Source organism: Leptospira kanakyensis, assembly GCF_004769235.1.
Classification (GTDB): Bacteria; Spirochaetota; Leptospiria; order Leptospirales; family Leptospiraceae; genus Leptospira_A; species Leptospira_A kanakyensis.
Map to the genome: position 1 here is coordinate 1,472,585 of NZ_RQFG01000005.1, position 13,387 is coordinate 1,485,971.

17 protein-coding genes are annotated in these 13,387 nt (G+C 37.7%); 4 read left to right on the top strand and 13 right to left on the bottom strand.

Features of this window, described 5'->3' with window-relative positions; all coding sequences use genetic code 11:
* Positions 1–6: 6 nt before the first annotated feature.
* The 10 genes from EHQ16_RS07660 to EHQ16_RS07705 all read right to left on the bottom strand — a co-directional run bounded on the left by EHQ16_RS07660 (position 7) and on the right by EHQ16_RS07705 (position 9,790).
* Complete coding sequence (locus EHQ16_RS07660) at positions 7–2,376, bottom strand: PP2C family protein-serine/threonine phosphatase (RefSeq protein WP_135634163.1); 2,370 nt, start codon at positions 2,374–2,376, stop codon at positions 7–9.
* Complete coding sequence (locus EHQ16_RS07665; protein ID WP_135634161.1) at positions 2,373–3,641, bottom strand: hypothetical protein; 1,269 nt, start codon at positions 3,639–3,641, stop codon at positions 2,373–2,375. Before EHQ16_RS07665 ends, EHQ16_RS07660 begins: the two co-directional genes overlap by 4 nt.
* Entirely contained in the window at positions 3,638–4,792 is a 1,155-nt protein-coding gene (gene argJ, locus EHQ16_RS07670) for a bifunctional glutamate N-acetyltransferase/amino-acid acetyltransferase ArgJ (protein ID WP_135634159.1), read from the bottom strand. The genes EHQ16_RS07665 and argJ overlap by 4 nt, the downstream gene beginning before the upstream one ends.
* Positions 4,793–4,843: 51 nt before the next feature.
* Positions 4,844–6,208, bottom strand: coding sequence for a HAMP domain-containing sensor histidine kinase (locus EHQ16_RS07675; protein WP_135634157.1), 1,365 nt, complete (start codon positions 6,206–6,208; stop codon positions 4,844–4,846).
* The gene (locus tag EHQ16_RS07680) at positions 6,201–6,875 is read right to left on the bottom strand and encodes a response regulator (protein ID WP_135634155.1); all 675 of its coding nucleotides are present in this window, start codon (positions 6,873–6,875) and stop codon (positions 6,201–6,203) included. Before EHQ16_RS07680 ends, EHQ16_RS07675 begins: the two co-directional genes overlap by 8 nt.
* 71 nt (positions 6,876–6,946) lie before the next feature.
* Entirely contained in the window at positions 6,947–7,327 is a 381-nt protein-coding gene (locus EHQ16_RS07685; protein ID WP_135634153.1) for a hypothetical protein, read from the bottom strand.
* A gap of 7 nt (positions 7,328–7,334) precedes the next feature.
* Positions 7,335–7,694: a hypothetical protein gene (locus tag EHQ16_RS07690; protein ID WP_135634151.1), complete on the bottom strand. Its 360-nt coding sequence runs from the start codon at positions 7,692–7,694 to the stop codon at positions 7,335–7,337.
* The gene (locus EHQ16_RS07695) at positions 7,678–8,160 is read right to left on the bottom strand and encodes an RNA polymerase sigma factor (RefSeq protein WP_135634149.1); all 483 of its coding nucleotides are present in this window, start codon (positions 8,158–8,160) and stop codon (positions 7,678–7,680) included. Before EHQ16_RS07695 ends, EHQ16_RS07690 begins: the two co-directional genes overlap by 17 nt.
* Positions 8,161–8,246: 86 nt before the next feature.
* Positions 8,247–8,621, bottom strand: a complete 375-nt coding sequence (locus EHQ16_RS07700; RefSeq protein ID WP_135634147.1) for a hypothetical protein — start codon at positions 8,619–8,621, stop codon at positions 8,247–8,249.
* Entirely contained in the window at positions 8,618–9,790 is a 1,173-nt protein-coding gene (locus tag EHQ16_RS07705; RefSeq protein WP_135634145.1) for a hypothetical protein, read from the bottom strand. The genes EHQ16_RS07700 and EHQ16_RS07705 overlap by 4 nt, the downstream gene beginning before the upstream one ends.
* A 12-nt stretch (positions 9,791–9,802) precedes the next feature.
* Between EHQ16_RS07705 and EHQ16_RS07710 the strand changes: the two genes are divergently transcribed.
* Positions 9,803–10,534, top strand: a complete 732-nt coding sequence (locus EHQ16_RS07710) for a hypothetical protein (RefSeq protein WP_135634140.1) — start codon at positions 9,803–9,805, stop codon at positions 10,532–10,534.
* The gene (aat, locus tag EHQ16_RS07715; protein ID WP_135634139.1) at positions 10,531–11,187 is read left to right on the top strand and encodes a leucyl/phenylalanyl-tRNA--protein transferase; all 657 of its coding nucleotides are present in this window, start codon (positions 10,531–10,533) and stop codon (positions 11,185–11,187) included. The genes EHQ16_RS07710 and aat overlap by 4 nt, the downstream gene beginning before the upstream one ends.
* Here the strand turns inward: aat and EHQ16_RS07720 are convergent.
* Entirely contained in the window at positions 11,174–11,764 is a 591-nt protein-coding gene (locus tag EHQ16_RS07720) for a hypothetical protein (RefSeq protein ID WP_135634138.1), read from the bottom strand. The two genes, aat and EHQ16_RS07720, sit on opposite strands and share 14 nt — an antisense overlap.
* 1 nt (position 11,765) lies before the next feature.
* Positions 11,766–12,101, bottom strand: coding sequence for an Mpo1-like protein (locus EHQ16_RS07725; RefSeq protein ID WP_135634137.1), 336 nt, complete (start codon positions 12,099–12,101; stop codon positions 11,766–11,768).
* A gap of 216 nt (positions 12,102–12,317) precedes the next feature.
* Here EHQ16_RS07725 and EHQ16_RS07730 point away from each other — a divergent pair, with 216 nt between their 5' ends.
* Positions 12,318–12,605, top strand: a complete 288-nt coding sequence (locus EHQ16_RS07730; protein ID WP_135588415.1) for an LIC10235 family protein — start codon at positions 12,318–12,320, stop codon at positions 12,603–12,605.
* Positions 12,606–12,610: 5 nt separating this feature from the next.
* Here the strand turns inward: EHQ16_RS07730 and EHQ16_RS07735 are convergent, their stop codons facing one another.
* Positions 12,611–12,787, bottom strand: coding sequence for a DUF1289 domain-containing protein (locus tag EHQ16_RS07735; RefSeq protein WP_135601505.1), 177 nt, complete (start codon positions 12,785–12,787; stop codon positions 12,611–12,613).
* 86 nt (positions 12,788–12,873) lie between these two features.
* Between EHQ16_RS07735 and flgN the strand changes: the two genes are divergently transcribed.
* Positions 12,874–13,386: a flagellar export chaperone FlgN gene (gene flgN / locus EHQ16_RS07740; protein ID WP_135634135.1), complete on the top strand. Its 513-nt coding sequence runs from the start codon at positions 12,874–12,876 to the stop codon at positions 13,384–13,386.
* Position 13,387: the final 1 nt, after the last annotated feature.

The window sequence follows — 13,387 nt, forward strand, 5'->3', positions numbered from 1 at the left end:
TATCGGCTAGTTCGGTGTAAAAGAAAGACCAATAAATGTGATATCATCCGATTGTTCTCGGTTCCCACGAAAATTTGTCATTTTGGATTCGAGTAGGGGAGGGATTTCCTTTACGGTTTTTTGTGCGTTGAAATGCAAAAATTCAATTAATGTTTCTTCACCAAAAATTTCATCTCTTTCACTGAAGGCTTCAGTGATTCCATCCGAATAAAGGAAAAGTTTGGTTCCAGGCAGTAATTTTAATTCTTGGGCGTGGTAATCCGTTTCTAGAATTCCAAGTACTCGTTGTGTTTTCGAATGTAGTTTGATTTGTCCATCGGCCCGCATCTCAATGAGCGAAAGATGACCTGCATTGACGTACTTAAAAATATTTTCTTTGGAATCAAAAATCCCACCGAGGAGAGTCATAAACTCGTTTCCTTTATATCTTGCACGGAAAAACGAATTGATTTCACGAAACAATCCTTCGAGTGAAGTTCCATTTCGTAATTGTTCTCTCACAATTCCTTTGATGGCACTGACTAAAAATCCGGTTCCCAGTCCATGTCCAGCAACATCACCTAACAAAACAATCATCTTGGTTTGGGAAATAGGAATGATGTCTAAATAATCTCCAGAAATTCCCACGGCCGGTTTAGAAATATATCCGTAATCAATTCCTTTGACTTCACTGGGTAAAATGAGCCGTAGTGTGTTGTCGACAATGGATGCTGTTTGGATGTCCCTTACAATTTTTCTTTTTTGAATTTCATCTTCTAACAAACTATAGTTTTCGAGTAACATCCCCGAAATTTTCACCACTTCATTGATAAATTTTAATTCTCCAATGGAGAAATATTTTTTATCTAACTTCTCTCCAATGAGAATCATTGCTTGGATATTTTTTTTGTTCGAAGAAGAATCATAAGCTGGGAATGCCAATTGGACATTGAGTCCTTTTAGAAAATTATATAAAGTTTCGCGTAAACCAATTCCATATTCAAGATGGGAAGTTACCGTCACACGATCAGTACTTGTAAAATAATTCCAAATTTCTGATTGGGGTGAGATACGAACAAAGTCGATATTTTTTAGGTCGGTACTCGCGAATTGATCTCCTGGAATTAAGATGATGATATTGGAAACATTTACCGTGTCTTTTACCGTTCGGTTGATGGTTAGAATCGTTTTTCGCATCGAAAGTGGAGATGATAGAAGGGCAGTGATTTTATTAATTCCTTCACTTAATTTTGGATTTTGTTCGAAGAACCAATAATCGAATAATTCTTTGACCCTTAGTTTGAGAGGGATGAGATAAGCAGTGACTAAAAAAAGATAAATCAGGTTAAATACCCAACGATCTTTTAAATAACGAATGGGTAGAATAAAATCTAAAACAAAAATAGTGCCGATATAGGTTCCTAAAATAATTAAAACCAAAATGAGAGTGACAATACTCGGTGTAAAAATCACCAATGAAGGAACAAATGTATAACGGTAAGTTCCATAAAAGAAAGAAAGTATAAATAAAAAATATGTTATGATGATAAAGGATCTGTTGATAAAAAACCAAGGGTATCTGTCGAAAAAGAGAGTGCTAATCGGAAGTGATACATAAAGGAAAATGGAGAAAACAAGTATGATCCGTTTGAGTAAAGCTTCTTCTCGTGGTTTTGATTTTACGATTTCAAAAATATTGGCAAAAATGTTAATCGAACCAAATAAGATGGTAATGGCATGAGCAACTAAGACGATTCTGTCGATTAACAACATATCGGATTTTTCTTGTGAGGCAATCATTGCCATGATAAATGAAATGAGAACTTGTGGTAATAACCATTTGGAGTTGATTTCTTTTCCCCGAAGTCTATAGATCAAATGATATTGGAGAAAACTTCCTAAATAGAGAGTTAGGATAAACAAAAAGATAGAATTTTTAAATGTGAGGACAAAAACATTAGAAAGAATGACAAGTCCAAAGTTGAGAAAAAAACCAAATATCAAAGCATCTCTTGTGGAATAATAAAAATATACTGCGATTGCTAAACTAAAAAAGGCCAAAAATAAATCTGAAAAAAAGACTCCGAGAACATCTGTTTTGCGAAGCGTTTTGAGTTTGAAATTTTCCTCATAAATGTTTCCGCTGTTGTCTTTGATATGTAAGGGATACGAATCAATATTCGTAAAATCTGTTATGGATTCAAATTTTTCCAGATCTTCTTGAACCACTGAGTTTCCCCAATGGGAACGGTTTCCTTCTCCTATATTGGCAATGAGTCCCGAAGGATAATGATAAAAAGGAAGTCTTTTGTTGTTATTTTGAAATCCAATAAAAGCAAAAAGTAGGATTAAAAAAAACAAAAGAGAAGAGAGTATGGTGATTGTTAGTTCTCTCATTTGATTTCGGGCTCTTCGTAACTAAATTTGAGCACAGGTTCGCCACGTTGTTGAATGATGATGGGGCCTTTATCCATATTGATCATGTTTTTCCATCCCATACTTGCAACAACTTCCTCGGAATTCCTTGTGATTCGGAATTGTTTTCCTTCTTGCACTATATAGAGTTCTGAATGACCAATTTTTCCAATGATCATCTCGTAGTTTTCTTTCCAGTCTAACTTTTGGAAGGTGGATTGAATTAGTGCTTTGATATCAGAAAAACCTTTTAGAATGCGAAGCCTGGATTGGGAATAAACAACTCCTAAAATATAGGAAAGAATGATTCCAATATGTTGGTAAGATTTTCCTGCATTTAAAATGACAAAAAACCAACTTCCATCTTCCACCTGAAAAAACTCGATTAGGTTTCTACTTGTTCTTTTGAATGCTGTAATTTTCCAACCAAGAAGTTCAGGAATGGTTCCTGTTTCCAAAAGATTTTGTACACGAACGGCATACTCAGCTTCCTTTTGGTATTTTTTATTTTCCGAAATATGGTAAGAGAGAATATGATTGTGAATGGTGAGTGCTGATTGACCTGCGAGTAGTGACAAACTATGTGTAGCTTCTGAATTTGGAATATTGGATACAGCAATAAATCCAAATAATTTTTCACGAAAAATAAAAGGATAAATATAGTTTGCATGTAGTTCCATAAAGTCGTTATTTATGTTTTCATACGAATAGGTCTCTGCAACAGAGGCACCGTTTCTTTTACTTAGTAAAAAAGATTGGAAACTTGTTTTTACCGTAATGTCTTTTGTGGGACTGAGTTTTTTTTGGCGACCTCGGAAGTAAGAGTGAAAAGCAAAGGTTCCATTCTGAGTGAGGACTCCCATTGTTCCCGAATGACTTCCCGTAATTTTTACCATATCCGGAAAAACGTTTTTAACCAGTGCATCAAAGTTAAATCGTTTGATGGCTTGCCGATAGGATTCTGCATCTTCTGTCAGATACTCTGATAAAAATCTGGTTCGAATATAACGAGTGAGTCTTTCGATTATGGGTAGGTATAAAATTAGAGCGAAGGCACTTGTTAGTAGTAAAGCAAGTTCCAAACGATAAGACATCTGTTCCGGAATCTGAGAAAGAATCAGAAAATAGGAAAGATAAACGAGTAAAATAAACAAAGTACGTGTGAATATATTGGTTACAGACAGTTTTAACTGATAACTTGAAGGTAAAAAATATTTTAGAGTACTTTTGAATTTGTTAGAATTCATGTTGTATAGTAAGCGTTTTCCTGAATATACCCTTCGGTAAAATCACAACTCCAAAAAGTTTTTAGAAAGGATCCTGTATTTAAAATGACAGAGATTTTGATTTCTTCATTTGATTTTAGATATTCGGCTAACTTTGTTTTGGTGTCGTTGTCAGCTCCCTTAACAGAAATTCCACCCAATTGAATTTCCAAAGAATCATAAGGAATGGGTTCATCAAATACCTTACCAATGGCCATTACAAATCTTCCCCAATTAGGATCCCCACCGTAAATAGCAGTTTTCACAAGAGGAGAATTAAGAATGGATTTTCCGATTTTTGTTACTTGTGAATCATCGCGTCCATGGGAAACAGTGAGTTCAATTAGTTTGGATGCACCTTCTCCATCGCGGGCAATTAATTTAGAAAGGTCGGTTGCGATTTCTCTTAAGTGAGATTCAAAAACATCATCAGGGATGGTTCCAAGAACACCCGAACACATCAGAACCACGGTATCACTTGTGGATGTATCGGAATCAATGGTGACACAATTGTAGGTGACATCGACAACTCGTTTTAAAATTCCTTGTAGGTCACCTGATTCGGGTAAATAATCAGAAAGTATATAAGACAACATCGTTGCCATATTGGGTTCAATCATTCCTGCACCCTTAGCAATTCCAAACATCACCCCTTCACCCGCTTGGTTTGTCATCGTCCGATAGGAGATTTTTTTACGAGTGTCGGTAGTCATAATGGCTTCTGCCACTTCTTCTAAATTTCCTAATTTTAAATCTGCTTTTGCCGTAGAACAAGCGTTAAGGATTTTTTCGATGGGAAGGGGAACACCAATCACTCCAGTGGAGGAAGGAAGAATGTCTTCAGCAGGGATTCCTAAAGATTTTCCAAGTTCCGTACAAATCGCATAAGAATTTTTGATTCCTTGTTCCCCCGTGGCAACATTGGAATTTTTAGAATTGATGACAATGGCTTGGAGGTAACCGTCTTTGATATGGTCACGGCCTACATAAATGGGAGCACCTGGAAAATTATTCCGAGTGAATACGGCGGCCGCCTTACATCGATTTTCCGAATAAATGACTGCGAAATCTAAACTTGTGTCTTTGATCCCTATGTTTTTGCCGAAGGAATAAAATCCCAATGGAAACTTCATAAATACCTACCGGATACCAATATTCTATCCGGGTACTTCCCTTACGAGAATCTATTTTTTAGGAAATTCAAAGGCAAAAATGGAGCCACCTTTGGGGTTTGGGGAAACGGAAACTTCTCCAGAATGCAGGCGAGCGATGTGTTTGACAATGGAAAGACCAAGTCCCGTTCCCCCCTCTTTTCTGGAACGATTGGTATCCACTCGGAAAAAACGTTCAAAGATCCTTTCTGCATCTTCCGCAGAAATTCCAATTCCATGGTCGATCACCTGGATTTGGTTATTATTTTCTGTCGACAAAGCCCTGACAATCACACTGGAACCTTCTGGGCTATAGGCTGAGGCGTTGGAAATTAAATTCACAAGTAGATCTTCTAGTAACAAACGATCGGCCTGCACTTTGAAGTCCGAGGGGATGTCCAAAACCAAATTCTGTTTTTTCTGAGAATAAATGACACCGAGAGAGTCCGATACATTCTTTACGAGATCCAAAAGCGAAAAGTCAGTCAGGTTTAAAACAGTTTTATGGTTTTCAAGACGTGAGACCGTCAACATATCTTCTACAATCCGAATGAGTCTTTCCGTATTTCGCAGAATGGCATCTAAGAATTTCCTTTCATTCGAATCTTGTGGAAGTTTTAGTTTGTATTCCAAAGTCTCTGCGTACCCTTTAATCGATGTTATGGGAGTCTTTAATTCATGAGATGCATTTTGGAAAAATTGTTCGCGAATGAGTTGGTTTTGCCTGTCTTCAGTGATGTCTGACAACACACCAATGTACAACTGGATCATGGAATCGGATTTGATAGGATAAATTCGGGCTGTATAAAAGTGAATTCCATCTTGAAATTCTGTTTTCCCTTCCACTCCATGATGGATTTTATCTTTAATGAAAGTGAGGAGTTCTTTATTTTTTATCGAAGGAATATAATCTTTAAACTGGGAATTTTTTTGGATCAATGTATCCGAAATATTACGATTTAAAAATAGAAATTTTTCATTTCGATCAATCGCAAAAACACCTTCCTTTAAGTTTTGTAATAAATAATTAAACTTTTCTTTTTCTACGGTTAAATCCAAAAATTGAACTTTGAGTCGTCTTGCCATTTCGTTAATGGAAGAGGTCAGTGTGGCAAGTTCTCGAATGTCAGGTGATGAAAGTTCAACTCCAAAATCACCCGCATTGATTTCTTTTGTTTTTTTCTCAACAGTGGCTAGCGGATCTGTGATTCGCATCGCAATGTTTGTAGAAATATAAAATGTACCGAAAATAGAAATTAAAACAAAACCAAATAGGATGAGCGGCCGTACTGCGGGCACAACTAGATCGTAAATATAAAATACACCCAATGCTAGGGTCAACAAAACAAGTAAAAGACCCCAGTTGAGTAACAGTAATGTAGAAAAAAAACTACGCATCTCGGAATCGGTAACCGACCCCGCGAATGGTTTCTAATCTTTCTTTTTCGGAAAGTAATTTGTCGCGAAGGCGTTTGATATTTACATCTACGGTTCTATCCGTTACAAAAACATCTTTTCCCCAAATCCGATCCAGGAGTTTGTCCCGAGAAAAAGCCACTCCAGGATTTCCTGCAAACAGTTGTAAAAGTTTGAATTCGATTAATGTCAGATCAATTTCAGTTCCTTCGACAAACACTTTGTGTGCAGTTGGATTGATTTGGATTTTTCCGGTGGATATGGTTCCTTGAACTTCTTGGTTTGGATCTGTAGTTCTTCGCGTAACGGTTCTTACGCGAGCAACAAGTTCTCGAATATTAAATGGTTTGCGAATGTAGTCATCGGCACCAAGCTCTAGACCAAGTACTACATCTGTTTCCCCAGTTTTTGCGGTTACCATTAAAATAGGAATGTGAGGGTATTTTTCTTTGATGCGTTTGCAAAGATCCATCCCACCGATTCCCGGTAACATCAAATCTAAGATGATTCCTTCGGGGAGGTTTTTTTCTAAACGAGGGAGGACTTCCATCCCATTGTGACATACTTCAGTCTGAAATCCTTCTTCCTCTAAATGGAATTGGATCAGTCCTGCAATGTCTTCTTCGTCATCTACAATTAGTATTTTCATGAATTATTCCAAAAGTAACAGGGATTCATTACAAACAGAATACAAAATGATTACAATGAAACGATATCTATCTATTTCTCGAGCATTTGGTTGATGTCTCGGATGGCTTGGCGTTGTCTGAGTAACAAAAATCCAAGGAATCCAAAAAATAACAAGAATGCAAGTACGTAGACCCAAAGTAGGGAACGAAGGCGGGCTTGTTCTTTTTCAATGGCTTGGATTTCTTCCAAGTGAGAGATGAGAAAATAAAAATGGTCTGCCTTCGGATAGGACTTTTTGATTTCTGTTCGGAGCTCCGAAACGAGCACTTTGGAATCCTCTTTGGAAAGGGACTCGATTAACGGTAGAGATTTATCCAAATCCATTTTCAAAAATTCTTCCGCTGATGGCAACGCCTCGGCGGAAAGGGAGATGGCAAAACAAAGAATGGGGAGAACCAATAGACCTTTCACGAATACTCTAGACCTCTTCAAATCCAAGTTTCTCTTTCCATTCATTCAGAAAAGGAATTCTTGTGTTGAGGAGTAAAAAGCCAAGTACAAGTGAGTAAAAACAGAAAAACAAACTGGAACTAATCAAAATCGGTAAAAGTAATCCTGTGTTCTCATGATAAAAAACGGAAAGAAACATTGTCACCATAGGGATAAGAAATAACAAAATAGAAAGCCCTACGGAGGAAAATAAAAACTTCAGTGGCAATATTTGTCCTAACACACGCAAACGGATGACAGGAGGTGCTTCCGAATGTTTTAAAAACGGATCAGGATGATGAAATGCGTCGGTGTTGCGAATGATTTTGGGATCAACTTTCGATTTCATGTGACCACCATTTTCTGATAAGATCCTTCCCTCTGGAAATATGGCTTTTGATCGTACCCAGTTTTATATTTAAATCGGATGCAATTTCTTTGAGAGGTTTATTTTCAAAGTAATGTAATAAAATCGGCATTTGGTATGATTTTGGTAATTTTGCAATGAGGGATCGCAAGTTGTGGCTTGTTTCTTCTTTGTCTAAAATATCTACTACACTAGGTTTTGAATGATCGGCAACAGAACTGATATCTTCTTTCCAATCAGTAATGGGTAGTTTTTTCTTTTTAAAAACTTTTGTTAGGCGAAACCTTGCGATCTGAAACAACCAAGTGGAAAATTGTGATTCACCGCGAAATTGGCTGAGTGATTCGTAAGTTTTTAAAAAAACTTCTTGGGTGAAATCTTCTGCTTCTTCATCCGTGAGGAAGGCTTTTTTTGCCTGTGAAAATACCATACCTTGGTATCTTTTCATGAGCACTTCGAATTGGGACACGTCTCCACGTAAGACAGATTGGACAGAATTCCAATCCTCCTCATTACAGATCCGTTTTGTCGACTCTACCGACTCATTTTGTAAAAGGTCAAGAGACCGAGTCCAATTGCGAATGGGATTAACCCTCCTAACATCGCCATAGAACTACCTAAGACGAGTATAAATACAAACGATAAGGCAAAACCAGTGAATGTCAACAAAAGACCTAGGAAAAATGAATACAATCTGATGTCAAAACTCCAAGGTTTGTATTGCCCTGATTGGATCAGAGCCATCTTTTGTTTATGCCACCACTGAAACAAAAAAAACAAAAGTGTGGTACCAAAAATAATTCCTACATTGGGAACCAGATAAAGAACCAATCGATAAGGATCGGATCCTCCTGATTTTTGTATCTCTGTTAATAATGATAGGATGGTTTCATATTGTTCTTGCGTCACGAAACAGCCTCTCCAATTAAATTAGATGCGTATGTACTGAGTAAAGACATCCCTTCTGGTTTGTCACATTGGAAAATTTGAATTCCTATATTTGTAATATCTGATTCTGCTTTTTTTAGACTTCTGAGACTTCCATAAAAAGTGTAGGGAGAAGAATTGATAACCATTTGAAAGGAGACAGGAGAACCTAACGTTCTGTTTTCGATATTAGTGCCAGCAGGTAAGGACATACTAATCCCACGTCCATCCTGGCTAATATCTCTAACGGGTGTTGTGCGAATGGCGGTTTCCCAATCTTTGGCATAGGCAAATTCTAATTGGAAAATAAATTCTTCTGCTTTTTGTTCTAAAAAGGTGAGTAAAGAACCAATTCCTTCTGGGCCTTCGATATCGGATTGTAAGGAAGGATTTCCCAAGTCTGGCAAATTGCTAATGATTTCAAAATATCCGAGTAATACTTTTCCATTGGCAAAAAATGGAAAAATGAGTGTGGATTTAGTATTGTTTAAGAGGAGAGAATCTAAGTAAGAACGAATATATATTTCTGTGAGTTTTTTCGGACTATAAAAACTTCTATCTGTATAAAAAACCCTTCGATTCGCATCACGCACGTAATATGGGGCTTTGGAGGTGGCAAGGGCTTCCATTAGTTGTGTGTCCACAGCATAATAAAAACCAATTTGTACTTTTTTAATAAAGTATCCATAGTTTGTCAGAGTTTGTTCTAAGTGGACTTGCCATTGGGTCAAAATTTGGTTGATGATCGAAGTTTTTCCATAGATTGAGATGACAGTTCCGAGATCTGCCGTTTGTGCCATTTTGATTTCATAAGCGGAGATGTCTTCAATGGCTGCTCGTTTGGCTGAGCGTTCCAAAGGTTCGATGAGGATTTCGTAAACTTGGAGAAGATCGTCTTGGTAAGGGTTCACTGGTTTGACACGAAGTTCGACTCTATTTTCTTTAAGAACACAGACCAAGGATTTTGGTTTGGATAGGAGGGGTTCCGTTGTTGTGATCGTGATATGAACCGACTTCAAAATATCGTTCACCGCAACCGGGTTTGTAAGAGTGAACTTTTGTTTGGAATCTCTTTCTTGGAGGACGGTACTGGTGAGTTTGGAAACAATTCCTAAAAGTGTCCTTTGGTCGGTCAGTCTGTATTTTTTCATGGTCTAAGCAGTATGATACGTAAAATCCTAATTTTTGCCATAGTTTTTCCATCCTTTTTGCCTCTATGGGCAGAAAAACCAAAGTACCAATACTTCGGAAAGGCGTACGACCTAAGTACTGGAAAATACATATATTCTGACAATCATAAAGAATATTATAATAATGGAAAACACATCTATTCGGATATCCAATACAAAGATGCGGAAGGAAAGGTTTTTGGCACCAAACACATCGAATTTGATAAAAACGCAGAAGTTCCTACATTTAAAACGGAGGACTTTCGTGATGGTTATATTGAAGGAGCGGATGTAAAAGGTAGGTCTGTCCGGTTATTTTCCAAACGTAAAAAAGAAGATCCACTTTCCGAAAAAACTTACACACCCAAAACACCCGCTGTGATGGACGGGGGTTTTGATTATTTTGTCAGAAACAATTGGGAACCTTTATCCAAAGGAGAAAGGTTGTCTTTTCATTTTCTGGCTCCCATCCAACTTGATGATTATAAATTTGCTGCGGAAAAAATCCGCGACGGAGAATGGAAGGGAAGGCCTGCTTTGTATTTACGATTAGAGGTTGATAATTTTCTTTTGAAACAAGTTGTGAAACCTTTCCTTTTGGTTTACGATGTCCAAACGAGAAGGATCTTACAATTTGAAGGACTTTCCAATATCAATGATGAAAATGGAAAAAGTCTGAAAGTAAAAATTGTTTACGATTATCCTAAGGAAGTATTGGAACCTTGACACAAAGGACATTTGATCAATTCTTTAAAAACCCACGGACATGGAAGGAAGATTTAATCGCTGTAGGTGGGGATTTTTCCGTAGAGCGTTTGTTATATGCATATACGCATGGAATTTTCCCTTGGTCGGAAGATCCAGTTCGTTGGTATTGTCTGGATCCCCGTGCCATCTTTGATTTACAAAGAGTTCATTTTTCCAAAACCGTTCAGAGAAAAGTAAAACAAGGAAAATTTCGGATTAGTTTTAATGAAGCCTTTCCCATCGTGATGCAAGGTTGTTCTTATAGAGAAAAAGATAATACTTGGATCACACCTGGATTTATCGAAGGTTATGCGGAACTACATAGGTTGGGATGGGCCCATTCCGTAGAAGTTTGGAATTCAGAGAATGTACTCGTTGGTGGGGTTTATGGAGTTGCCATTGGCAAATTTTTTGCCGGGGAAAGTATGTTTTCTTTTGAATCAGATGCAGGGAAGGTGGGATTGTATCATCTATTTGAAAAACTAAGAACTTCTGGTTTTGAGCTTTTTGACACCCAACAACTCAATCATGTGACCTGGCAGTTGGGTGCTTACGAAATTCCCAAACTATCTTATTTAGATCGTTTGGAGCGGGCGTTAGGTGATTCGCAGCCTTGGGTCATTCCAACTTGACCCTGCTAAATTCATCCAATTCCACTTTCCATAATTTCTGAATTTCCCCTGTGATTTTTTCCCATTCTTTGTCTCCGATTTTGGGAGCAATGTAGGGATCAAAGTTAGGATGGTTTTCCCAAAAACTATCGAGTTCCGATTTGGAAATAGTGGTTCTAAAAATTTCTGCTTCTTGGATTTCTGCATCCGGGTTGTTTTCCCCCTGAATGAAAAAAGGTTTAGAAAGGCTGAGAGAAAGTCTATGGAAATGATGGAGGGCCAGGGCATAACCCACTCTTAACATGACCAAACTTTGGTATTCCGTCCCTGTTTTCCTATAATCAGAGTTATCATTAAAGGTGAGTGCGGAGTTACTACCGTAGGTGATGTTCACTTCGCTCTTTTGGTCTTTGTCCACTTCCGATTCAAAACGTTTGAGTTCTGGTCCAAGGATTTTTGGTAAAATCAAATTGCCATAACTCACCAAACTTTCGTGGTTTCCGTCCCGAAGGGAAGTGATCTCTTGTTTGGTGATTTCTTTAGGACGACAACCAACGAACAAAACAAGAGTTACAAGGAAGTTGAGAACAAGTTTCATCTTATCCTTTATTTGACTTAATTTTGGCAAATTCTACATCGATGCGCCCGGTCAACATCTTGAAATACATGATCCAATCGGAGATAAAAGAATAAAACGGATAGGTAAAGGTTGCCGGTCGGTTCTTTTCTACAAAAAAATGCCCAATCCATGCGAAGAAATACCCACTAACAAGGGCAAAGGCTAAGATATAGAACTTACCTGTAGATAAAAATCCAAGGATACATCCTAAGGCTAGACTTGATCCAATGAAGTGAAGAGCACGGTTGAAGGGATTACTATGTTCTTCTAAATAAAATGGGAAAAAATCTTTGAGTGTTTTGTATTTCTTTTCCATACTTGGCTCCAATGATTTGATCTTAATAGATATTTTAACCTCTGCCAACACAAAAATGATTCTAAATATTAGAGTTTATCCCTAGTTTTTTTGTCTATATTCGACAATTCGGATATGATTTCAAAATTGTGTTGCGCGTTAGTGGGTACTGACTAATGTGCATTAACATTTAGAATCTAACAGAGAGTTAAATTTAGCAAGAAAGCAGGAGAATGTATGAAACCTAAATCGATAAAACCGGATGAGCTGAGTAAGATTTTTGCCGAATTAAAAAAAGGCGAAGAGACTGCCATCGGAAGCTATTTGGTAAAAGGGGTTCGCCTTCAAATCAGTAAATACAATCTTTCCGGTGCAGAGCGAGTTCAATTGTTATACAAAAGAAGAAGAGCCCAAGGAATGTGTATTGTATGCGGAAAAAAAGTCACAAAGAAGAATCCATCTACAGACCAACTCTATAGATTGTGCGAAGAACACCGCAATAAGATCGATAAAGGTACTAAATAACCAATTTACCTGAGAGAGTTTCCCGCTTTTCTTTGCGGGAGCTCACTCCAAACTTTTTCTCTCTCCTCTTCGGTCATCACCGACCATTTTCCAATCTCCTCAATGGTTCGAAAACATCCCGCACAGAGTCCTGAGTCGGGATCCATCATACAGACTTTGGTACAAGGCGATTTTAGTGACATAGGCCTGAAAATAGTAAATTTTTATAAATTTTCCTAAGCTAGTTTGGGAATCCGTCGATCCTTCCCATAAGGGAAAAGGAATTCGCATGTTGGATTGGGTAGAATCACTTAGAAGTTTATTTACTAATGAAATAGACTGTTACAAGCGCCTTCTGGAATTGGAAGGCAAAAAAAGAGCGGCCATCCATTCTGCGGACGGAAAAACTCTCGAGTCCCTTGTCAAAGATAGTTATCATATTATGGTAGAAGCCTCCGAATTGGAACGAATTCGCATGAAGGCCATCGAAGACGTCTACGAAAAAGAAAAATTCACAAAAGACGAATCTTCCATCACTCTCACTAGTTTTTTAAACCAAATGGATCGTGATTCCAATTTTAAACTCAAAACCTTTGCTTTAGAATTAAAGAAGGTCGTGGCAGATTTGAAAGATGCCATCATCACGAATGATAAACTCTTAAAAACAAGAAAAGAGTTTTTGCAAACAACTGTTGACTCTTTGCAAGAGTTATCCAGAGAAAAAGTTTATACCTCACACAAACAACCGACAAGGCGTGGGCAGGGCCAAAAGGGCGCGATCATTTTGAACGCGACTGCCTAGG